This window comes from Paenibacillus sp. FSL R7-0345 (assembly GCF_038595055.1).
Classification (GTDB): domain Bacteria; phylum Bacillota; class Bacilli; order Paenibacillales; family Paenibacillaceae; genus Paenibacillus_AQ.
Map to the genome: position 1 here is coordinate 4,350,952 of NZ_CP152002.1, position 22,402 is coordinate 4,373,353.

Consider the following 22,402-nt stretch of genomic DNA (forward strand, 5'->3'; position numbering starts at 1 on the left):
GCTACTCACCCCTTATTTTAAATTTCTCAACCAGGAATTCCAGCTCGCCTGCCATCGCACTGATTTCTTCTGCTGTAGATACAAAATTATTAACCGTAGCCGCCTGCTCTTCAGTAGCGCTGGACACACTCTCCGTATTCTGTACAGACATTTCCGAAATGGTCCCCATGGAATCAATCAGCTTGATAATCTGGTCTGAAGTAGCTACTTCATCCCTCGTGATTTCCAGTATTTCCTGAACACTTGCTGTTATCAGCTCAACCGATTCAATAATATGAATAAAGGCATGGTCGGTCTCCTTGACGATCTGTACTCCGCTGTCTACGGCAATGGAAGCTCCCCGCATTGATTCTACAGCCTGTCCGATTCTCCCTACCATATCGGAAACCAGACTGCTGATTTCTTCGGCCTGCAGATGTGTTTCATCTGAGAGCTTGCGGACTTCCCCGGCCACCACACTGAAGCCGCGTCCGTGCTCTCCTGCCCGCGCCGCCTCAATCGCCGCATTCAGCGCCAGCAGATTTGTCTGCCTGGCGATCGTATTGATCGTGCCGATAATAGCGGACACCTTGTCCGACAGAACGCTTACTGTAAGCAGCTGCTCCTCTGTTTCCCGGGTGCTGCTGCTGATGGAATCCATCGCGGTTACTGTGTTCATTACTCCGGTTCTCCCGGCCTGTGCCGCCTCGTTCGTATTATCCGCATTCTGTGAGGTAGCTGAGGCTTTGCTCTGGGCAAGCTGCACCAGGCTGGAGAGCTGAACCAGCACCTGTGAGGCGTTAACAACAGAGTGGTTAGCATTCTCTGCCCCCGCGGCAATTTCCTGGGTGCTGGAGCTGATCTCTTCAATCGAGGCGCTGATCTCCTCCGAGGAGGCTGCCATTTCCTCTGACATGGAGGTCAGGACGGCTGAGCCGTGTCTTACCTTTTCGATAATGGCTTCCTGCTTGTCGATCATGGCATTAAAGGATTCACTCAAGGATTGCAGCTCGTCCCGTGTATGTATAGCGGTATGTACAGTCAGGTCACCATTCCCGGCCAGCGACATGGCGGCCTGCAGCTGCTTGACCGGATTTATAATATTGCGGGTGGTGAAGAGATATCCCAGCAGCAGGGCAACCAGAATGAACGAGATGACCACAATCAGCGTTGTCGTGCGGATCTCGGCGGCCGGCTTCATGTATTCACTGTAATTCGCTGTCGTCGCTACAACCCAGCTCCCGGCCGGCTCGAAGGAGACATACTTATAAGTGCCTTCATATGTATAAAATCCGTGTGCAGTCTCGCCATTTTTCATCTGCTGCACAAGGGCATTCAGCTCAGCGTTACTGTTGCCATCCAGGTTCTCCTTCAGCACCTTGCTGCCGTCAGGGTGATAGACGATCAGGCCGGTCCGGTCCAGCATATATCCGTATCCGCTCTCCCCGATTTCGCTCTCAGCTACAGGAGCGGCAATCGAATCAAACAGGATCGTCCCGATCAGCACTCCGGTAATGTTGCCGTCCTGGCGCAGCGGCCGGGCCACCGCCACAATATTTTTATTGCTGTCCCTGGATACAAGAACTCCGCTTAACGCCTTTTCACCCGCCAGCGCCTGCCGGAAATACTCCCGGTCCGCCACATTCAGCTCCGGCGCCTCTGAGCTGCTGGTCAGCAGCACCTTGCCGTTCACATCAACAAGGATGAGCGATTCCAGCAGCATGGCATTGTCCTGCTGGATACCCGATAGATATGTATACACCGTCTGCTTGGCATTCTGTCCTGACGGATCAGCAGCCAATGCAGCCAATGCACCGTTGCGGCTGGCGACATCCAGGAAGTTACCCGCTGCCGTCAGCTCCGTTTCAACCGCCTTGGCGGCTGAGCTTGTTGTTCCTTTTAATTCCTCTTCAATGGTTTTCTGCAACGCGGTTGAAGCCAGATTATAAGAGACCGCGCCGGAGATGCCCAGCGGGATGCTGATAATCAGGAATAAAAGGATACTCATTTTAACCTTAATACTTAACTTCACTACACTCTCCCCTTTTCAGTGAACACATACGCTCTTGCTGATAAACATCGTATTGCGGATCATCTCCACACTGTCCGAGAAGCAGCGGATCAGATACAGCCCTCTTCCCCCGTCCTCCAGCAGCTCCTCGTCGGCGATTGCCTGCGGAATCAGCAGCTCACCCGCCCCGTCCCCGGAATCCTCAACCTGGAGATTGAGCAGCCCGCCGCACAGCAGGTAACGGATAATGATGGGCTTTGTACAATCGCTAAGATTTCCATGATAGTAAGCATTGGTTACAGCTTCCATGAGGATGAGCCGGATATCAAACGCATATGGTTCCAACTCCAGCTCCTGTATAATATTATCAATGATCGTTAGGTGACTCCCCAGACCGCAGAACATGACTTCCTTGTGTAAAGCCTCCATAGTTCACTTCCTTGGCTTATGTAATAAGCAGACTCAGCCATGTGCAGTCATCCTGCAGCACTGAACCTGCGATCTTTCCCTGCAGATATTCATATTCCCGGCACAGCTCATCGCTGCTAAACAGCAGCTCCATACCGTCGCTATAGAAGCAGAAGCGGTCACCTGCCTGAAAAGGAATTGCCGTTTGTTCGAAGGTACTGCCCGCGAACATCCCCAGCGGAGTGCCTTTTACAGTTATCCTCATTCCTTCTCCGCCGCCGGGCTTGTACATGAACTCGTTGATGCCTGCTGCAGCCGCCTTCATCATTCCCCTGTTAAAATCAAAATGAAAGCAGCAGCCCGCTATATAATCCTCACCCATATGCTCGATTGCCCTGCGGTTTAAATCCTGCAGAATCTCTACCGGTGCAAGGCCGCTGTGCAGGCTGTCCATAAACATCACACGCAGGGCGGAAATGCTGAGCGCAGCTGAAATCCCTTTGCCTGCTACATCGCCGATAATGCCAAGCACCTCGTAATCACTGATTCTGTGAAAAATAAAGAAGTCTCCGCTTAGCGTATTCGCCGGTATGTACAGCTTGTCCAGAACAGCTTTGTCTTCAAGGGGAAAGCCGACCGCATGCCGCTGCTCCTGAAGCCGGACCGCCCGCTCCGTCTCCTTTTTCTTCTGCGTAATATCACGGCATACCAGCTGCAGCGTTGCGGTCTCGTTATATGTAATCGGGACCCCGGAGATATCAAGGTCAAAGACCCGCCGGTCATGCCGCCGGATAAAGCGCTGCTCGATCCGGAAGCTGTCCTTGATGCCGCTCATCGCTTTCAGCTTATTATATTCCGAGCTGCTGAGCGGCTTTTCGATAAAAAAATCATCAATGCTTCTGCCGAGCAGCTCCTCCTTCACTATGCCGAACAATTTCTCTGTCCGCTGGTTGGCGAACAGGATCGTACCGCCGCTGTACACCAGAATCGCCTCCGGGCAGAGCTCAACCAGATCCCGGTAGCGCTCCTCACTCTCGCGCAGCCGCTTCTCCGAGCGCATACGCTCACTGATATCGTGGATCACCGTGTACACACAATCCCGGCCGAGTATTCTCATGGCTCCGGTGTGAATCTCTACATCAATGTGCTGGCCGGAGGCAAGCCGGTGATGTTCATGAAAAACCTGGTTCCCGCGGTACTTCCCCCCGGGCAGAGCCCTGTCCAAAAAGCTGCCTGTATCGTCTTCCTGTCCCCCATTCAGATCCGTTATCAGCAGCTTCCTGAATTCACGCAGCCTGTAGCCGTAAAAGCTACAAGCCGCCCTGTTCGCATCCACGATGCTGCCGTCAGCCGGGTCTACCATCAGGGTAATCAGATGGTTGTTCTCATAAATACATCCGTAATGATCCATACACTGGTCCGCACTTGGTGCCGCCAGCTCATTTTTGCAATGCTTGTCTGTTGCCATGTATTAATCCTCTATTCGATTCGCCATAAATTCACCCTATTATATTCATTTTCCTGACAGGCTGCCGTGAATTTCGACACATTTAGCAATGGAAAACAAGCAGAAACGGCTGCGCCGTCGTTCAGGAAGGGCGGCAACCGTCTCTGCGGAAAGATAAGGATTATTGATAGGCTAGAACATATACATTCTTATATTACAAAATAAACCCGGCCAGAGTCATACGTTCATGACAGACTGGCCGGGCTAAAACCGTTACAGATTACAGCTGTGTGAGGATAATGGTTCCCTGCGGCGTAATGGCCAGCGTGTGCTCATATTGAGCCGAGAGCCCGCCGTCAATCGTCCGGGCTGTCCACCCGTCCGCATCCACCTTGGTGCGGTAGCTTCCTGTATTCAGCATCGGTTCAATGGTGAATACCATACCTTCCTTCAGGCGCGGGCCTTTGCCGGCAGGGCCGTAGGAAGGCACATCCGGCTTCTCATGCATTTCGGAGCCGATGCCGTGGCCGATGAAATCACGAACTACCGAGAAGCCGTTTGACTCGGCATAGGTCTGGATGGCGTGGGCTACATCGCCGATCCGGTTGCCGGCAACCGCCTGCTCAATTCCCTTGAACAGCGATTCCTTGGTGGTGTCGAGCAGCTTCTGCGCCTGCTCACTGATGCTGCCTACACCGTAGGACCAGGCGGAATCCGCCAGCCAGCCGTTCAGATTCACGACCATATCAACCGTTACAATATCTCCGTCCTTCAGCGGCTCCTTCTTGGGAAAGCCGTGGCAGATCACATCGTTCACTGAAGCGCAGGTTGCGTACGGATACCCGTGATACCCTTTTTGCTCCGGAGTCGCTCCTTGGGAGAGGATGAACTTTTCAGCAAATTCATCAATTTCCCAGGTGGTAATACCCGGTTGTATCATTGCGGCAATCTGCCGGTGGCATTCGGCCAGAATGATGCCGGCTGCCCGCATTTTTTCGATTTCTTCCATCGTTTTCATGATAATCATCTGATTCGCCTCTTCTGTGCAGAACGCATTACTCACTATAATGGCTCTTGAATATGTTTTTGTTCCTTCTTTATATTATGTAAGAAAACCGCCGAAAATCCAAATTTAATCTGTGATTAGTGACGATCTTCCTGTTTTTTCATAACATAAGACAGTACAGCATCTGCAGAAAGGATTGTAAGAACCTCATGATAAAAAAAACAGACGCCGGATAAAACACTCCGCCAAAACCGTCCGCCTGGATCTTACAACCAGAAAATTTATTACTAAAACTGTTGTCCGGGCGCTTAAAATGATGCCCCAGCAGAACTACCGCTTACCCGAATCTAACAGCGATCATCCTCAGATCTCAAGCTTCGTTGAACATAAGCAAATCCGCATTCTGATGGTTTCGTTCATGGCAGGAGACACCATGTGGCAAATTGAACAGATGATTGCCGAGCAGCTAAGGCTGTTAGCCAAGGAACTGGTTGCCATCAAGGCTTTCCAGAGCTTCTCCTCAGCCCTGCACCAGCTGAACCCCGACCTGCTTCTCGTTGTGGGCAATGAAGAGCCGCTCTCAAGCAATGACTTGGATGCCATCCGGGCTGCTTCTGTCAAAAAAGCGATCTGGCTATCCGATGGCCCGGCCACCAGCAATTCTACCGCAGAGCTCGCTCTGCTGTTTGATTATGTATTTACACAGAACAGCCTTCATATTCCCTTTTATCAGCATTCCGGCTGCAGATCGGTGTTTTATTTACCTTTTGCCGCTAACCGGAGCCACTTCAATCCCCGGCCTGCGGATGAAGCGTACAGGTCAGACCTTTTACTGCTTGGCGATGTCAGCGCATCCGGTAAAGATTATGCTGAGACAATCAAGCATCTATTCCCCTTGAAAAAAGTGATTGCTTACGGGAGCGGCTGGGAGGTTTATCCGGAGCTGACTGTGCTGCCGACGGACATCGAGCCCCTGCCTTACTATAACGGGTCAGAGATCATTATCCATTGGGGCAGTCCGCCAAACCGTTTATTTGATATTGCGGCTTGCGGAGCATTTCAGCTTGCCGAGGCGCATCCCAACATATACGAATATATGAAGCCAGGCGAGGACATTGTTACTTTTCACACAGCAAAAGAACTGTTGGAAAAGCTGCATTATTACAGTAATCATCCGGATGCCAAGAGAGCCGTTGCATCCCGCTCCTTATGGAATAGCACCTACGATTACTCTTTTCTCCAAATGACTACAAAGCTGCTTCACATCGTATTTAACCGCTGATCCAGCATGATGGACCGCAGCAGGAGGTATGCTACTTGAAGCTGATCGCTTATTTACTGCCACAATTTCACTGTATTCCCGAAAATGACCGGTGGTGGGGCAAGGGATTTACAGAGTGGACCAACACTAAAAAAGCGGTTCCGCTCTATGGAGGTCACCATCAGCCCAAAGAACCGCTTGATCATTACTACTATGATTTGACAGATGCGGCCGCGAGAAACTGGCAGGCGAAGGTAGCGAGAGCCTACGGAATTTACGGGTTCTGTTACTATCATTACTGGTTCAAGGGGAAGACGCTGCTCGAACGCCCGTTCAAGGAAGTCTTAGCCTCAGGCCAGCCGCAGTTTCCATTCTGCTTATCCTGGGCAAACGAATCCTGGACACGTAAATGGGACGGGGGAGACCATGATGTTTTGATCCAGCAGGATTACGGGGATGAGGCGGACTGGGAACTACATTTCTTTGAGCTATTGGACGCATTCCGCGACGCAAGGTATATCCGTATTGACAATAAACCTGTATTTATCATTTACAGACCGGGGAAGATTCCCCGGTGTGAAGACATGATGAAGCTGTGGAACAAGCTGGCGGTGAGAAATGGGCTGGACGGCATTTATTTTGTCAGGACACTGGGCGGCTTTGAAATTCCCAGCCAAGGCGGATTCCAGGCAAGCGTCGAGTTCGAACCTCATTACACCTTTGCCCACGGGGACACGCAGCGCCTCTGGCATTACATGAATATAAGCGGCCGGGAGCATCTCGTATTTGATTATGACCAGGCCTGGCTAACGATCCTGAACCGGTCCCATCACCGTAACGGTGAAACTATTTTCCCCGGCGCATACGTCAACTGGGATAATACACCGCGGCTGGGCATACGGGGACAGAGCGCCATCGGAGCCTCCCCGAGTAAATTCGGCTGGTACCTGACGAGGCAGATTGAACGCGCTATGAAGCTGTACAGAAGCGAATTTCTGTTTATCAATGCCTGGAACGAGTGGGCTGAAGGCGCTTTTCTAGAGCCTGACCTGCAGCATAAGTTCCGCTATCTGGAGGAAGTTAAGAAGGCGCTGGAGCACACGGGTGCTTTTCCAATGGCAGATTCCACGTTGTAAAGGGTTCCGATACGGTATTCTGTGCTTAAGCAGGTTGAATAGCCAGGCTTGGTGTGCCGCTGCTGACATCTATGAATAGCACGTAATCCAGCCCGTCTGTTCCCTTCAGCATCAGTCCCGGCTGGGATGCTGCACCCGTAGCATAGAATCTGAGCTGCTGCAGACTTGCTCCGCCAGCGGGAAGCACAGGCTGATTGCTCACCCCTGCCCGGTAATTGGACCAGAGGCTGCCGCCGGCGTCTACATCCGCTCCGGTTGCCAGACTATTAACTATCGATTGATTGCCGTTAATCTGCAAATCTCCCTGAATCGTTTGACTGCCATTGACATTCAGATTAATCTGCACGGTTTCGTTTCCGTTCACATGGAGGTCCTGCTGTATAAGCTGGTTACCGGTAACAAGCACGTTGTCAAAAGTAGGCACGGCTATCATTCCTTTCATTTGTATTACTATATTGTATGTAACTTATAGAAAACGGATATAGTACAACCATACAAATTTTAGATTGTTTCCAGTGTGAAGACAGCATCGAAAAAAAAACCTGCCCTCCCGCCAACTTTCAGCTTGGGAAGACAGGTTCTTTATATTTGCCGCTTAATCCCATAATTCCGGGTCAGTCGTGGAAATTAAGTCCGGAGGTTACAGCCGCGACGTATCCGCTGCGGATGACGAAGTCACCGAAATGCTCGCCGCTGATCCGTTCGCTGGCGTAGCGGTGAATCATCGGCTCCAGTGTCTCCAGAATTTCCTGCTCGCCGATATTTTCCTTGTACAGCTTGTTCAGACGGTCACCGCTGAAGCCGGCTCCCAGGTACATGTTGTATTTGCCCGGCGATTTGCCGATAAAGGATATCTCCCCTAGCGCAGGACGAGCGCAGCCGTTAGGGCAGCCGGTCATCCGGATGACAATCTCCTCATCCCGCAGGCCGGCCTTATCAATAATCGGCTCCAGCTTGTCGAGCAGATGCGGAAGATAACGCTCCGCCTCCGCCATGGCCAGACCGCAGGTCGGCAGAGCCACGCAGGACATGGCACTGCGCCGCAGTGCGGAATGATGGGCGCCGTCAGTCAGGCCGTATTGCTTGGCCAGCTCGGCGATCCGGCGTTTCTTCGCGCTGCTGACTCCGCCGATAATCAGATTCTGGTTCGGGGTAAGCCGGAAATCACCGGTATGAATCTTGGCGATCTCACGCAATCCCGTCATCAGCTGATACCCTTCCTGGTCCTGAATCCGTCCGCTCTGGATATAGAGGGTCAGATTCCATTTGCCGTCATAGCCCTTTACCCAGCCGTAACGGTCGCCGTTATGATCGAAATGGTAGGTGCGTGCCGCTTCGAGCTCCCAGCCCAGCCGGTGGTGCAGCTCACCTCTGAACCATTCCAGCCCGTGACGGTCAATCGTGTATTTGAACCTGGCGTTCTTGCGGACAGAACGGTTGCCGTAGTCGCGCTGAATCGTGACGGTCTTCTCCGCAACGTCAATGATCTGTTCCGGACGTACAAAGCCGATAACCCGGCCAAGCTGCGGATAGGTGTTGGTATCGCCGTGCGTCATCCCCATCCCGCCGCCGACAGATACATTGAAGCCGGCCAGCTTGCCGTCTTCAAGAATGGCGATAAAGCCCAGATCCTGCGAGAATACATCAACATCATTGGAAGGCGGAACCGCCAGACCAATCTTGAATTTACGCGGCAGATAAACAGGCCCGTAGATCGGCTCAACCTCCACATCCGCCTTGCTGTCCACTACCTTCTCGCCGTCGAGCCAGATTTCGTGGTAAGCCGGAGTCTTCGGAGCAAGGTGATCGGTGAGCTTGCGGGCCCATTCATAGACCTCGGCATGCAGCTCAGACTGGTACGGGTTCGGGCTGCTCATCACGTTGCGGTTAACATCGCCACAGGCCGCCAGGGTGGTCATAAGGGTATCATTTATGGTTTTGATTGTTTTTTTGAGGTTCCACTTAAGCACGCCGTGCATCTGAAAAGCCTGCCGGGTCGTCAGACGCAGTGTGCCGTTGCCGTACTTATGAGCGAGCTCATCCATCACCAGCCATTGCGCCGCCGAGGCTACGCCCCCCGGTGCTACTACGCGAAGCATAAACTGATAGGCCGGCTCCAGCTTGGAGCGCTCGCGTTCTGCACGCAGATCACGGTCATCCTGCATGTAGCTGCCGTGGAATTTAAGCAGCCGGTTGTCATCCTCCGGCAGTCCGCCGGTAATAGGGTTCTGCAGCGTCGATTCCAGGGCGCCGCGCAGGTAATTGCTCTCCAGCTTGATATGTTCAACATCGCTAGGCGGTCCGCCGATCGGCTTCACCGCTGATTCATTATTTGCCACTATTGATCTTCTCCTTCCGGGGCCATCCGCTGTCCTTAATATACATCGCGCTGATAGCGCTGTTCCTGCTGCAGGTTATCCAGATATGCCGCCGCGCCTTCAGGGCTGAGGCCAGCTTCCTCCTGGATTACGGTCAGGAGTGCCGCATGAACATCATGCGCCATATGCTTCTCGTCGCCGCAGACATACACATGTGCGCCCTCTTGCAGCCAGGCATACAGTTCTTTGCTGTGCTCAAGAATGCGGTGCTGCACATATACCTTCTCCTCTGTATCCCGCGAGAAGGCTACATCCAGCTTGTTCAGTACGCCTTCCTTCAGCATCCGCTGCCAGTCTGTCTGGTAGAGGAAGTCGGTTACGAAGTGGCGGTCACCGTAGAACAACCAGGTCTTGCCGCCTGCCCCCTGCTCGCCGCGTTCCTCCAGGAAGGAACGGAACGGGGCAACGCCTGTGCCCGGACCGACCATAATAACCGGTACATCCGGATTCGCCGGAAGCTTGAAGTTCGGGTTGCTCTGGATATACACCGGCAGCGCATCTCCCGGCTGGACCCGTTCGGCGCAATGCACCGAGCAGACACCGTAGCGCTCGCGCCCGTGCGATTCATAGCGCACTGCCCGGACGGTAAAATGAACCTCTTCCGGATTGGCATTATAGCTGCTGGAGATCGAATATAATCTCGCTGGCAGCTTACGCAGTATAGATACAAAGCTGCCCGCTGCAACATTCCATGGTCCGAAATCTGTGATCAGATCAAGCAAATCACGGCCCTGGATGTAGGATTTCAGCTCCTGCTGGGCTTCCGGTGCCAGCAGTGCCTGCAGGCCGGGTGCGGCGGACAGTTTAGCCGCCTGCTCCAGCAGCGGTTTGGTCAGGACAGTGATTTCGTAATGGCGCAGCAGCGCTTCGCGCAGCGTGCCTTCTTCGCCTTTCTTATTAAAAGGAACGGTTTCGTCGGGATTCCAGCCCATGGCCGCTATAATCTCTGCTACAAGCTGCGGATGATTCTCCGGATAGACACCGAGGGAATCTCCCGGTTCAAAGGTCAGATCCGAGCCGGCAAGCGACAGCTCCAGATGCCGGGTCTCCCGGTCCGATCCGCGTCCGTTCAAGTTCAGATTCTCCAGTACTTCAGCATAAAAAGGATTATTGCGTGAATACGCAGATTGCGGCTCGTCAGCTTTCTCGGCTGCCGCCACTGCCTGATCCGCGATCTGCGGGGCATTCTGCGGGCCGTTCAGCGAGCCAAGCACCTGTTCAAACCAGTCAGCAACCGGCTCATCATAATCCAGATCGCAATCCACCCGCGGGCTCAGGCGCTGGCCGCCGAGCTGCTCAAGCCGCTGGTCAAAGTCTTTGCCGGTCTGGCAAAAGAATTCATAGGAGGTATCGCCCAAGGCCAGAACCGAGTAGCGCAGTGCTTCAAGCTGGGGTGCTCTTTTGCTGTGCAGGAATTCGTGGAAAGCCCGGGCGTTGTCAGGCGGCTCTCCTTCCCCGTGTGTACTGACCAGGATCAGCAGGTTCTCGACCTTCTTGAGCGTATTCGGCTTAAAGGCATTCATCGCTGATACGGTCACTGTGAAGCCCTGCTCCTCCAGCTTGCGGGACAGGCTTGTCGCCAGCCGCTGGCAGTTGCCGGTCTGTGAGCCGAACAGTACAGTCACCTCTCGGGATAATGGAGGTGCCGCTGCTGCAGCGGCAGGCAATATTCCCTGGGCTGCTGCTGCAGGCGCCGAAGGTTCAACGGCTGCAAGTAGCGCCCCGGCTCCCCGCAGGGACATTGCGGACAAATATCCGCCAAGCCAGATTTGCTGCGACTCTGTCAATGTCGGCAGCAGCTGGTTCAGAAGCTGGGCCTGGCTCTCGTTAAACGGGCTGTTCGTAACTTGTAGTTGCACCAATATGGACCTCTCCTTAGCGTAAACTCTTCTTCTCTTCTAACATCTTGAACTCAGGCTATCATAATTATCAGAAACGATCAACGAGTCTGATCATGACTTAAATTTTACATTATTGTCATTTTATCCAATAAAATGACGAAAAGCGGCTTAAATCAGAGTAAAACACTCCGATTTGGGCCGCTTCATTATTATTAATGATAAGTTGCATTAGATAATCTGATATTACAATTTTGCTCCTGACTCCTTTTTGAGCATTCCGTTTCCTTCAAGCAGCCCTTCAGCAGGGATATTCCCCCGTTTTCGGCGAATGAGCAGCATCAGCGGGAATCCGGTCAGCACCAGCAGCGCTGCAACCACAAACACGTCATTCACACCCATTGTAAAGGACATCAGTCCGATATTTCCGCTGCCAGATGTCCCGGCGGTTCCGGCCAGCTCCTTCGCATGTACTGCCTCCCTGCTCGACAGCAGCGAGGTAAATACAGCAATCGCGAGTGAGCTGAGCACATTGCGCACCCAGTTATTAATCGAGGTCGCATGCCCGGACCATTCCGCCGGGATTTCCTCCATGGATGCGGTACTGCTCGGAACATTCGCCAGCCCGATCCCCAGGTTCCGTACAACCATCGCCCACAATATAAAGTTATGGTCGATGCCCACATGCAGCCTGCTCATCAGAAACAGGCCGGCAAAGATGAAGGCGATACCGGCGGCGATCAGCTTCACCGGACCGAAACGCGGGTAAAGCTTGCCGACCACCGGACTGAGCAGTGCCAGCAGCACGGATGAAGGAAGCAGAATCAGGCCGGTCTTGAGCGTAGTAGCCCCTTCTACCGTCTGCAGGAACAGCGGTGTCAGATAGGTTCCGGCATACATGGCTACCGTAACAATGCTATAGATGCTCAGCATCGCCGTAAACCGCCGGTTTTTTAATACACGCAGGTTAAGCAGCGGTACCTCAGCCTTCAGCTCCCGCAGCACAAACAAAATAAGTAAGACAATGCCGAGCGCGATCAAGGACATTGTCTTCCAGGAGGTCCAGCCCCAGCTGCCGCCCTGGCTGAATGCACCCAGCAGAGACAGGCTGCCTAATACAACCGTTAACAGCCCCGGCACATCAAAGGACTTCGGAACATTCATCCGGTAATAGGGAATCAGCAGCTGCGTCAGGATGATTGCTGCCACCCCGACAGGCAGGTTGATCAGGAACAGCCAGTGCCAGCTGGCGAACTGGAGCAGCCAGCCGCTGAAGGTAGGGCCGATCGCCGGAGCCACCATGGCCGACAGCGACCACAGGCTGACGGCAAAGGGCCGGCGCTCCTGCGGAATGACCTGAAAGATGATGGTCATCGTACAGGCCATAATCAGTCCGCTGCAGGAGCCCTGCAGCATGCGGAATACGATCAGCATCGCAGGATTCCAGGAGACGGCACACAGCAGTGAAAATAGAGTAAAGCCCGTTAACGCGAACGTATACAGGCGCTTGTAACTGAACCGGCCGCCCAGATATCCGGCCAGCGGCGCTGTAACTCCTGTAGCGAGCATAAACCCGGTAACCATCCATTGCATCGTGTGCAGCCCGGTCTGGAAATGATCCATCAGGATCGGAACGGCTATATTTATCGTTGTCGTGCTGAGCACGGAGAGAAAATTCCCGAAAAAAATGGCGGTCATAACCGGCCAGAAATGAATTTTGCCTTTAATTGCAGCTTCCAAGAATGATTCCCTCCTCATCTATATGTCTACTTTTACATATGTAACTTGACTTTATTAATGTTATAATCACACAATATATATGTCAATGCTGACATATAGGAGCTATCTGCAGTAAAATCGGATTAACAGAGACTGGAGGACACTACAGCCATGAATACACTGTCTTACGGGCTGCTTGCATTGCTTACAGCAAATCCCCTGACGGGCTATGAACTGACTCAGGGCATCAAGCCTTTATGGCGGGCAGGCCACAGCCAGATCTATCCCCTGCTGCAAAGGATGGAGGAAAACGGCTATATCCGACACGAGCGGATTGAGCAGTCCGACAAGCCGGATAAAAAAATATACACTATTACAGAAGAAGGTATCGCCGTTCTGCAGGAATGGGTCAGGCAGCCGGCAGAACCAGCCGTCCTGCGCGATGAGCTGCATTTCAAGCTGTACAGCCTCTGGCTGACCGAGCCGGAGGAAGCCAAGGCGCTGCTGCTGCAGCGGGCGGAGTTTAACCGCAGTGAGCTTGAGCGCTACAAGCTGCTGCTCAAAGCCAACGAAGCTCTGCGCGATGAGCGCGGGGAGACCCGGGAGCTGAAGGCAACCACCTTCGGGCGCTACCTGCTGCTTCAGAAGCGGGTAATGGCGATGAAGGCCTCCATAGAATTCTGCGAGTGGGCGATAGGCGAAATGGAGCAGGGCAACCCGCCGCCGGCCGAATAGGTCTGGTGAGCCTGCTGTACCGCATGCCAAAAGGCTGTCCGCAAGTCATCTTTTCATGACTTGCGGACAGCCTTTTCATTTTGAACATTTTCAGCTGTGGTTGATTTGCTTGCGCTTCTGCAGGCTGCTCTTTACTTGTTCCACAATCAGATGAAGGATGAACAGCAGCGTTCCTGCATTAATCGCAAGATCAGCCAGATTCAGGATTCCCCCGCCATCGCCGAACACCAGAAAATCAGTCACCTGATGATACAGCACACGGTCAAGCCCGTTGCCGGCAGCCCCGCCGACCAGAAAACCGCTGGCAGCCTCGAGAAGCGGTCCCTTCAGCTCTCCCTTACGCCGATAGTAGAACACTACTGCCACAAATACCACTGATACTATGGCAAAATATTTTCCGTACCCCTGAAACGAGCTGAAGGCTGCACCGCTGTTCTCATAATAAGAAAACGTCAGATGACCTTCCCAGAACGGTATAATTTCCCCGAGCTGCATATTTGCCCGTACAATCCACTTGGCAGCCTGGTCTGCCGCAAATACCAGTATTGCAATTACATAAAAAAGCAAAACCAGCGCCTCCTTTACTTTGTCTGATTTTCTTCAACCGGTTATTCTTCCTTCAGCTTATCACATGCGGGCAGCTGTTTTCATCTTTGCCACATTTGACATAGGTTTCATCTGCCAGCCGGTAAAGACAGGCATCTGTTACGAGCAAATCGCTAATGGTTAAACATTCTTAGATAGATTGACCGACTGGAGGCGGGCACCGCATGGAAGAATACGGACTGATACTCATCAAACTGGTTGCAGGCTTTATCGGACTATGGGCAATGACCCGGCTGCTCGGCAAAAAGGAAATTTCCGCCCTCACTCCGTTCGACTTCATTTCGGCGGTTATCCTGGGCGATCTTGTCGGCGAAACGATTTATGAAAAAGAGCATACCGTGCTGATGCTGCTGTTTACGCTGGCGGTATGGACTATATTATCAATTACTTTTGAAAAAATAACCCTCCGCCTGCCCAAGCTCCGCAAACCGCTGGAGGGCGAGCCGGAAATTCTGATCCGGGACGGAAAAATGGATATGGGCAAGCTCCGCAAAAATAAACTGGATTTCGAGCAGCTGCGGATGATGCTGCGGGCGAAGGACACCTTTTCCGTCAGCGAGGTCGCTTATGCCATCTATGAAACAAACGGCTCTCTGAGCATCCTCAAAAAAGCGCAATACGAGCCGGCCACCCGGGAGGATCTGCTGGTCCCTGTATCGGAATCCGTCCTGCCGAAAAGCGTCATTGAAGACGGGATTGTCCAGCGGGGAACCCTCGACAGGCTCGGGCATGACGAAGAATGGCTGGCCAAGGAGCTCCGCAAGCTGGGCTATAACGGACCACAGTCCGTAGCTTACGCAGAAATTACAGAAGAGGGCGAGCTGGCTGTCATCTCCTCGGTTTCGCACTAAGGTCACTGGCGAGAGGGCAGACTTTTGGCGATTTCAGAGGCATTTTTGCTCTTCATTTCCGCCTCTCGCCCACCTTTGGCGATTTCAAAGGCATTTTTGCTCTTCATTTCGCCCTCCCGCCCACCTTTGGCGATTTCAGAGGCTTTTTTGCTCTTCATTTCGCCCTCCCGCCCACCTTTGGCGATTTCAGAGGCATTTTTGCTCTTCATTTTCGCCTCCCGCCCACTTTTGGCGATTTCAGAGGCATTTTTGCTCTTCATTTCCGCCTCCCGCCCACCTTTGGCGATGGCGTAAAATAAGTTGTGTACCAAGATTTGGAGCCTAGCAGGCAACAAAAAAGTAGGGTATTCTCGGGATTACCACACCACCGAGAAGGAGCCCTACTCAATGACTATTGTACCCGAAAATATGCTGAATAATCTATTTGAAAAACTTGTCACTGACTTCGTAAAAGAAAATTTGGAATCGATCCTGCGTGCGGAAATTGGGGCCTTCATGTCCAGTGAAGCTGCCGGTACACGCAACAGCCGCAACGGATACTACACCCGAAATCTACACACGAAGTATGGCAATGTGGAGGATCTAGAGGTCCCCCGCGACCGTCAGGGCCTATTCCAGACTCAGATGTTTGAACCGTACCAAAGACGAGACGGTTGGCTAGAAGAGGCTGTCATCCAAATGTACAAAGCAGGCATGGGCACACGGGATGTAGCCCGTTTCATTGAAAGTATGTTTGGCAGCCACTACTCTGCGACCACCGTCAGCAACATTACAGCAACTGTACTCGAAGACATCCAGCAATGGCAGAAACGGCCGCTAAACAAACGTTACTCGGTCATCTATCTGGATGGTTTATACGTCAAACTGAAGCGCGGAACCGTGAGTGGTGAAGTCGTCTATTTCGCGATGGGAATCGACGAAGATGGACAGCGCCAGATCCTTGGCTTCTATGTCGGCGGCCAGGAGAGCGCAAACGGCTGGCGTGAGGTGCTTAAAGATCTGTACAGCCGCGGCGTCCATGAAGTCTTGCTGGGTGTATTTGACGGGCTGCCAGGACTAGATACCGCCTTCCGTGAAACCTATCCCAAGGCGGATGTGCAGCACTGCGTCGTCCACAAAATCCGTGGAACCTTTCCTAATATTCGGGTTCAGCACAAGACCGATTTTTTTGAAGATTTGAAGACAGTGTATACAGCTGTAGACCATGAATTAGCACTGGCTGCGTTCGATACGGTGAAGGCGAAATGGGGCAAGTTGTATTCAAAAGAGTTACAGTCTTGGGAGAACCAATTCTCTACCTTGCTGACATTCTACAAGTACCCTCCGCTCATAAAGGAGGCCATTTACACCTCGAATCCAATTGAACGAATGAACAAGGAAATCCGCAAGCGTCTTAAGCCGATGAACAGTCTGACGAACATGGACGCAGCAGAGAAAATTATTTACCTTGAAATAATGGAGTACAACAGCCGTTTTGCCGAGCGAGTCACTCGTGGCTTTGGCGATCCGGGAGTCCGGAAGAAACTGACTGCTATGTTTGAAGCCAGGTACCCGGTGCTAGAAGACCTGTAGCAAGCAACCTAATTCCCGTGTTCTAGGGCCGGGGTTCCCCCGCCCCTAGAACACCCATATTGAAATAATAAAGACCTGAGAACCCACTTTTCACTTTCTTACACAAACTTCTTGACGCTACCCCTTTGGCGATTTCAGAGGCATTTTTGCTCTTCATTTCACCCTCCCGCCCACATTTGGCGATTTCAGAGGCTTTTTTGCTCTTCATTTCGCCCTCCCGCCCACATTTGGCGATTTCAGAGGCATTTTTGCTCTTCATTTCGCCCTCCCGCCCACTTTTGGCGATTTCAGAGGCATTTTTGCTCTTCATTTCCGCCTCCCGCCCACCTTTGGCGATTTCAGAGGCTTTTTTGCTCTTCATTTCGCCCTCCCGCCCACCTTTGGCGATTTCAGAGGCTTTTTTGCTCTTCATCTCGCCCTCCCGCCCACCTTTGGCGATTTCAGAGGCATTTTTGCTCTTCATTTCCGCCTCCCGCCCACATTTGGCGATTTCAGAGGCATTTTTGCTCTTCATTTCCGCCTCCCGCCCACATTTGGCGATTTCAGAGGCATTCCTTCCCTGCACGACCTCAACACAAAGGAGCGGCCTCCCTGTTAACGGGAAGCCGCTCCTTTGCTGTTAACAGCTATTTACCAGGCGTAAGCCTCCGGTGCCGGACGGCCCGGACCCGGGAAGATTTCATCCAGCTTTTTCAGGGTTTCCCCATCCAGCTCGATTTCGGTTACGCGCAGTGAATCTTCAAACTGTTCAATCGTTCTTGGCCCGATAATCGGGGCTGTAACCGCCGGATTAGCCAGCACCCAGGCCAGAGCAACCTGATCCTCATGCTCGCCCAGCTCTCTGCAGAGCGCGGAGAACTGCTCCAGCTTGCTGCGGTTCTGCTCCAGCTTGGCTGAGCGGGCGCTGCGTACGCCGCTCTTGGCCAGCGCGTTGCGGCCCAGCAGCCCGCCGGCCAGCGGGCTCCACGGAATAACGCCGAGGCCAAGCTCCTGCGAAGCAGGCAGAACCTCCAGCTCCGGTGTCCGCTCCAGCAGGTTGTACAGATGCTGCTCCGAGACGAGGCCGAGGAAATTGCGCGCTTTAGCCTGGGCCTGGGCAGCAGCAATATGCCAGCCCGCAAAGTTGCTGGAGCCGATATAATCGATTTTCCCCTGGGCGATGGCATTCTCGAATGCGCCCCACAGCTCATCCCACGATACATTCCGGTCAACGTGGTGCATCTGGTACAGCTCAATATGATCAGTCTGCAGACGCTTCAGTGAACCGTCGAGATGACGTCTGATCTTATAGGCAGACAAGCCGGAGCCGGAGTTAGGCCCGTCAAGCTCATCAAACATATCACCGTATACTTTGGTCGCCAGCACCACCTTCTCGCGCCGTCCGCCGCCCTGCTTAAACCAGCGTCCGATAATTTCCTCTGTCCAGCCGCGGCGTTCCTGGCCCCCGTAGACGTTGGCCGTATCAAAAAAGTTAATTCCCGCATCCAGCGCGGCATCCATAATCCGGAAAGCATCCTTCTCTTCGGTTTCCGGGCCAAAATTCATCGTTCCGAGACAGAGCTGGCTAACCTTAAGGCCTGATTTACCCAAATAACTGTACTTCACTCGTATTTCCTCCCTTTAATCCCTTAGTGGTTGTCCGCCATTCATTTTCCACTATACCCCTTAGAGTCCACTATAAGGCAAGCTTTTTCTTTCCCCCACAAAGTGAAGCCTTTCATGGATGCTGACCCAGGTACTTTCCGGGGACCCCGCAATTATAAAAAAAAAACAGGCGTTATCCTGTATAAGATACGCCCGTCCTACTAATTACTGCTGTTCATCTGATTGTCCGCTGTCCGGAAACAGCACTTCCCCGGTCCCCTGGCTGATATTGTTTACAATCTCCTGCAGGGTGCCGGTCAGCTCATTCGGCGGATACGGCTTGGTCAGATATTTTTGCACATTATCCATCATATTCTTGTCCGTCTTATCCAGCGCGGAAGAAATGACAATCGGCACATGTTCGGTGCGTCTGTCGTTCTTCAGCATCCGGATCAGATCCCAGCCGTCCAGCTCATCGCCGAGCATCAGATCCACAACGATGGCCACGAACGGGGTCTTGAGCGCCTGTTCAAAAGCCTGCTGCGGATGATAATGGTGGGTTACGCGGAAGCCCTTGCCCTTCAGCTCCTCGGAGAGCAGCAGAGACAGGCTGTAATCATCCTCCACAATCATTACGTTCGGCTTCTGATCCTTTTCGGCACTCAGCTTGACCGGCTCGTCTTCATGACGGCTACCCGAGGTTTGCACAACGGGAAGGCTGAACCATACTGTCGAGCCTACACCTTCCTCCGACTCAATGCCGATAGAGCCCTTCTGCTTCTCGATAATTTCTTTACAGATAGCAAGACCCAGTCCGGTTCCGCCGATCCGTTTCGAGGCACTGTTGTCCACCCTTCTGAACTTCTGGAACAGCTGGCCGATCTGGTTCTGGGGAATGCCCAGTCCATGATCCTGAATCTGTACGATAATGCTGTCAGCCTCGTTATGCAGTGAAACCCTGATCTCGGAGGCACCGGGAGAAAATTTGATTGCATTGCTGAGCAGATTCGTCATCACCTGTACGATTTTATCCCGGTCTACCTCAACCTCGGCGTTATGTGCCTCATCCTCGAACAGGAAAGTATGCGTGCCGCTGAGCTTGTATTGATCAATAACGCCAAGGACAAGCTCGCTGAGGCTAAGCGGCTGCGGATTGTACTGCTGGGTGCCGGATTCCATCCGCTGCAGATCCAGAAAATCATTGATCAGATCGGTCAGCCGCTGGGCCTCCCGGTGAATGGTCTCCAGATATTTCAGCTGCTTCTCCGGTTTCATCGTTCTGGACAGCAGCAGCTCGGTGAAGCCCAGCACGCTCGACAGCGGGGTCCGCAGCTCGTGGCTGACTGTACTGACCAGCTCTGATTTCATCAGATCAAGCTCATATTCGCGGGTGATGTCGCGGTGGACGAACAGCGTCCCGAAGCGCATCTCCCGGCGGAAGACCGGTATGGCGTACATATCCACATGCTTCAGCGGATCTGAGCCGATGGAATATTTCATGGAGCTGGACTCTATGAAATACTCGGACATGGCCTTCTGGTAGAATAGTTCAAGCTCTTCCGATTCATTGGCTGTCCGGATGAAATGTCTCATCCAGCGCTCTTGCGGAATCAGATCACCTTCTGACCAGTCATGATAGTTGAACAGCTGCGCCAGGGACTGATTCATCTGCAGCATGCTGCCGTCCATCTGTACAAACTGGATACCCTCATTGACATTGTTCACGATGTCCCGGTTCAGCCTGCGGCCGTGCTCTATCTCCTCATACATGAACAGACGCTCGATGGCCAGGGCCACCCGGTTCATCATGCCCTGAATTTCGTTGATCTCGTCGTCGCTGAAGGAATGCCCGATCCGGGTTCCGCAGAAGACAGCGAGCACCTCGTTCTCGGCATTTACAACGGTCGAATAGTAATCATAAGAGAGAACCGGCTCAGGTGCGATTCCCTGTTCCCGTAGCGTGGCCGGACGTTTGGTAATATAGGATTTCTCCGTCTGCATCCGGTGGAGCATGTTGCCGCTCTCGCTGCCCAGGTAACGCTCAACATTCTCCTGGGGAACTCCCCGGACCACCGTAATCTGATCCTTTACCAGGAAAAAAACGCTGGAATCAAAGGCATACTGCCGGTTCATAAATTCGATGAACTTCTCGGCGAACTCCTGTTTGTCGAGCGTGTAGGTAATATCGTGATTCAGCTGATTGCTGCGCTCCAGCATGATTTTGGTCTGTTCCGTACGCTTGAGCGTCTCCGCCAGCTCTTGCTGGACATTTTTCATGGAGGTAATATCATTCGCAATCAGGATGTACTGGTAAATCTGCCCTTCATCATTCAGATAAGGCATAATAGCCATTTGCAGCCAGAGCGGGGTGCCGTTCTTCTTATCCATCAGCACCTCGTCACTCCATACACCGCCGGTGCTCAGCTTGCCGACAATCTGCTGCATCTGACCGGCAGCAAGATTCTTCAAATCAAGCAGCCGGTAAGTAAAGCCGATCAGCTCATGATTTTTGTAGCCCGTATATTCGCTCATATTCTCATTGGCATACGTAAAGATGCCCTTAGGCGATAGGATGGCTACAGCGGATGACTGGTCCAGCGCCTTCATCATGCTCTCGATCTCGCCAAGCGAGCGTTCCAGCTTGAACTGCTGATCCTGAAGCTCATCCTGCTGGGCATGGAGCTCCTCATTCTGCATCATCAGCTCTTCCTCTTTATCCTGGATGCTGTGCGCCATATTGAGGAACGCCTCGTAAAGACGCCCGATTTCATCCTGCTTATGCAGCTTGCCGAGCATTACGCCCTCTCCGGCAGCCAGCGAATTGGTAGCCTCCTCGAGCTTAACGATCGGATCGATGAGGATTTTGAGCATCCGCCAGATCATCAGGGTGAACAGCAGCAGCAGCAGTGTGCTTAAGCCGAAGGCCAGCAGCGTAAACTCATTCGCACGGCTCAGGGAATGATCCACCATATCGTTCAGCTGCTTGTCGGAACGCATTTTGTACGCTTTGGTATATGTTATGAACTCATTCACTGCCTGCGTATTGCCGTCACTTGCCAGAGCTCGCAGGCTTGTATAATCATCCTGCTCGACAAAGCCGATGGCCTTGGGCAGGGTCACATTCCGGTACTGGTCCACAAATGCCGCCAAGTCTTCCTTGAAGCTGGCTTCCTCTGCAGAAAGCTTGAGCCCGGAATAGTCAGCGAGCACATCCCTGAGCTTGTCCAGCGCATCATAAGCCAGCTGAAGCTCATTGCCGCTCTTGAGCAGACTGTATCCTCTGACCCGGAAAAACACATCATTCAGCGTAACTGCCATCTCGTTGATCGTAGCCGCCTTGTTCTGCAGCACTTCCTGATCATGGTTCAAGCGGGCCTGCTCTGCATGTATGTAAACAAAGAGACCAATACCTGACAATAAAACAGCTGTAATCAATCCGGCAATTATGCGGAAATATTTGTTTTTGATGCTCATTTTACTGAGGTTTCTTCTGATCACCAAGAATTCCCTCCACAATCTGCAGCAGCTCCATCGGGCTGAACGGCTTAGGCATAAAATAGCGGGCTCCCGCTTCTCTGGCTCTGATCCGGTCACCTTCCTGCGCCTTGGCAGTCAGCATCAGAATGGGAGTAGCCGACTTGATCTCATCGCTCAGCAGGCCCAGCACTTCAATTCCGGTCAGCTCCGGCATCATATAATCCAGAATGACCAGATCGAACTCGTTGTTAGACAGCTTGGTCATCGCCTCGCGCCCGTTCTCCGCAGTATGAAGCTCAACCTCCTCCAGATCCTCGAGGGTGTCTTCAATCAGCATACGCAATACATCTTCATCATCAACAATTAATACCTTTTGCATCTTTCTCTCACCTTT

General features: G+C 52.6%; 19 protein-coding genes. 5 read left to right on the top strand and 14 right to left on the bottom strand.

What is annotated here, in order from left to right:
* Nucleotide 1: 1 nt before the first annotated feature.
* From NST84_RS18740 to map, 4 genes are all read right to left on the bottom strand, one after another.
* Nucleotides 2-2,011 carry a methyl-accepting chemotaxis protein gene (locus NST84_RS18740; protein WP_342561684.1) on the bottom strand — a complete coding sequence of 670 codons (2,010 nt, stop codon included), beginning with the start codon at nt 2,009-2,011 and terminating at the stop codon, nt 2-4.
* A gap of 15 nt (nt 2,012-2,026) precedes the next feature.
* Entirely contained in the window at nt 2,027-2,419 is a 393-nt protein-coding gene (locus NST84_RS18745; protein WP_342561685.1) for an ATP-binding protein, read from the bottom strand.
* Nucleotides 2,420-2,435: 16 nt separating this feature from the next.
* Entirely contained in the window at nt 2,436-3,866 is a 1,431-nt protein-coding gene (locus NST84_RS18750; protein ID WP_342561686.1) for a PAS domain S-box protein, read from the bottom strand.
* Between the two features lie 259 nt (nt 3,867-4,125).
* On the bottom strand, nt 4,126-4,872 hold the full coding sequence (map, locus tag NST84_RS18755) for a type I methionyl aminopeptidase (RefSeq protein ID WP_342561687.1): 747 nt from the start codon (nt 4,870-4,872) through the stop codon (nt 4,126-4,128).
* Between the two features lie 397 nt (nt 4,873-5,269).
* On the opposite strand from map, the gene NST84_RS18760 reads away from it, so the two are divergent.
* Both NST84_RS18760 and NST84_RS18765 read left to right on the top strand, forming a co-directional pair.
* The gene (locus NST84_RS18760) at nt 5,270-6,133 is read left to right on the top strand and encodes a glycosyltransferase (RefSeq protein WP_342561688.1); all 864 of its coding nucleotides are present in this window, start codon (nt 5,270-5,272) and stop codon (nt 6,131-6,133) included.
* Between the two features lie 35 nt (nt 6,134-6,168).
* Complete coding sequence (locus NST84_RS18765) at nt 6,169-7,248, top strand: glycoside hydrolase family 99-like domain-containing protein (RefSeq protein WP_342561689.1); 1,080 nt, start codon at nt 6,169-6,171, stop codon at nt 7,246-7,248.
* Nucleotides 7,249-7,273: 25 nt separating this feature from the next.
* Here the strand turns inward: NST84_RS18765 and NST84_RS18770 are convergent, their stop codons facing one another.
* The 4 genes from NST84_RS18770 to NST84_RS18785 all read right to left on the bottom strand — a co-directional run bounded on the left by NST84_RS18770 (nt 7,274) and on the right by NST84_RS18785 (nt 13,204).
* Nucleotides 7,274-7,681, bottom strand: coding sequence for a hypothetical protein (locus NST84_RS18770; protein ID WP_342566468.1), 408 nt, complete (start codon nt 7,679-7,681; stop codon nt 7,274-7,276).
* 181 nt (nt 7,682-7,862) lie between these two features.
* Nucleotides 7,863-9,587 (bottom strand): assimilatory sulfite reductase (NADPH) hemoprotein subunit, encoded by a 1,725-nt coding sequence (gene cysI, locus NST84_RS18775; protein WP_342561690.1) that lies wholly within the window; start codon nt 9,585-9,587, stop codon nt 7,863-7,865.
* Between the two features lie 35 nt (nt 9,588-9,622).
* The gene (locus tag NST84_RS18780; RefSeq protein WP_342566469.1) at nt 9,623-11,485 is read right to left on the bottom strand and encodes an assimilatory sulfite reductase (NADPH) flavoprotein subunit; all 1,863 of its coding nucleotides are present in this window, start codon (nt 11,483-11,485) and stop codon (nt 9,623-9,625) included.
* 225 nt (nt 11,486-11,710) lie between these two features.
* A complete protein-coding gene (locus NST84_RS18785; RefSeq protein WP_342561691.1) occupies nt 11,711-13,204 on the bottom strand; it encodes a DHA2 family efflux MFS transporter permease subunit in 1,494 nt (497 codons plus the stop codon).
* 150 nt (nt 13,205-13,354) lie between these two features.
* On the opposite strand from NST84_RS18785, the gene NST84_RS18790 reads away from it, so the two are divergent.
* Nucleotides 13,355-13,918, top strand: a complete 564-nt coding sequence (locus NST84_RS18790) for a PadR family transcriptional regulator (RefSeq protein ID WP_342561692.1) — start codon at nt 13,355-13,357, stop codon at nt 13,916-13,918.
* Between the two features lie 90 nt (nt 13,919-14,008).
* Here NST84_RS18790 and lspA read toward each other — a convergent pair whose 3' ends face one another.
* Nucleotides 14,009-14,485 (bottom strand): signal peptidase II, encoded by a 477-nt coding sequence (lspA, locus tag NST84_RS18795; RefSeq protein WP_342561693.1) that lies wholly within the window; start codon nt 14,483-14,485, stop codon nt 14,009-14,011.
* Between the two features lie 203 nt (nt 14,486-14,688).
* Between lspA and NST84_RS18800 the strand changes: the two genes are divergently transcribed.
* The gene (locus NST84_RS18800; protein ID WP_342561694.1) at nt 14,689-15,375 is read left to right on the top strand and encodes a DUF421 domain-containing protein; all 687 of its coding nucleotides are present in this window, start codon (nt 14,689-14,691) and stop codon (nt 15,373-15,375) included.
* Between the two features lie 2 nt (nt 15,376-15,377).
* Here the strand turns inward: NST84_RS18800 and NST84_RS18805 are convergent, their stop codons facing one another.
* Nucleotides 15,378-15,635 carry a hypothetical protein gene (locus tag NST84_RS18805; protein ID WP_342561695.1) on the bottom strand — a complete coding sequence of 86 codons (258 nt, stop codon included), beginning with the start codon at nt 15,633-15,635 and terminating at the stop codon, nt 15,378-15,380.
* Between the two features lie 127 nt (nt 15,636-15,762).
* On the opposite strand from NST84_RS18805, the gene NST84_RS18810 reads away from it, so the two are divergent.
* Nucleotides 15,763-16,947 (top strand): IS256 family transposase, encoded by a 1,185-nt coding sequence (locus NST84_RS18810; RefSeq protein ID WP_342561696.1) that lies wholly within the window; start codon nt 15,763-15,765, stop codon nt 16,945-16,947.
* Nucleotides 16,948-16,969: 22 nt separating this feature from the next.
* On the opposite strand, the gene NST84_RS18815 is transcribed toward NST84_RS18810, so the two are convergent.
* The 4 genes from NST84_RS18815 to NST84_RS18830 all read right to left on the bottom strand — a co-directional run bounded on the left by NST84_RS18815 (nt 16,970) and on the right by NST84_RS18830 (nt 22,387).
* Nucleotides 16,970-17,461, bottom strand: a complete 492-nt coding sequence (locus tag NST84_RS18815) for a hypothetical protein (RefSeq protein WP_342561697.1) — start codon at nt 17,459-17,461, stop codon at nt 16,970-16,972.
* 116 nt (nt 17,462-17,577) lie between these two features.
* Nucleotides 17,578-18,552, bottom strand: coding sequence for an aldo/keto reductase (locus tag NST84_RS18820; protein ID WP_342561698.1), 975 nt, complete (start codon nt 18,550-18,552; stop codon nt 17,578-17,580).
* Nucleotides 18,553-18,756: 204 nt separating this feature from the next.
* A complete protein-coding gene (locus tag NST84_RS18825; RefSeq protein WP_342561699.1) occupies nt 18,757-22,029 on the bottom strand; it encodes an ATP-binding protein in 3,273 nt (1,090 codons plus the stop codon).
* Nucleotides 22,007-22,387 carry a response regulator gene (locus NST84_RS18830; RefSeq protein ID WP_342561700.1) on the bottom strand — a complete coding sequence of 127 codons (381 nt, stop codon included), beginning with the start codon at nt 22,385-22,387 and terminating at the stop codon, nt 22,007-22,009. The genes NST84_RS18825 and NST84_RS18830 overlap by 23 nt, the downstream gene beginning before the upstream one ends.
* Nucleotides 22,388-22,402: the final 15 nt, after the last annotated feature.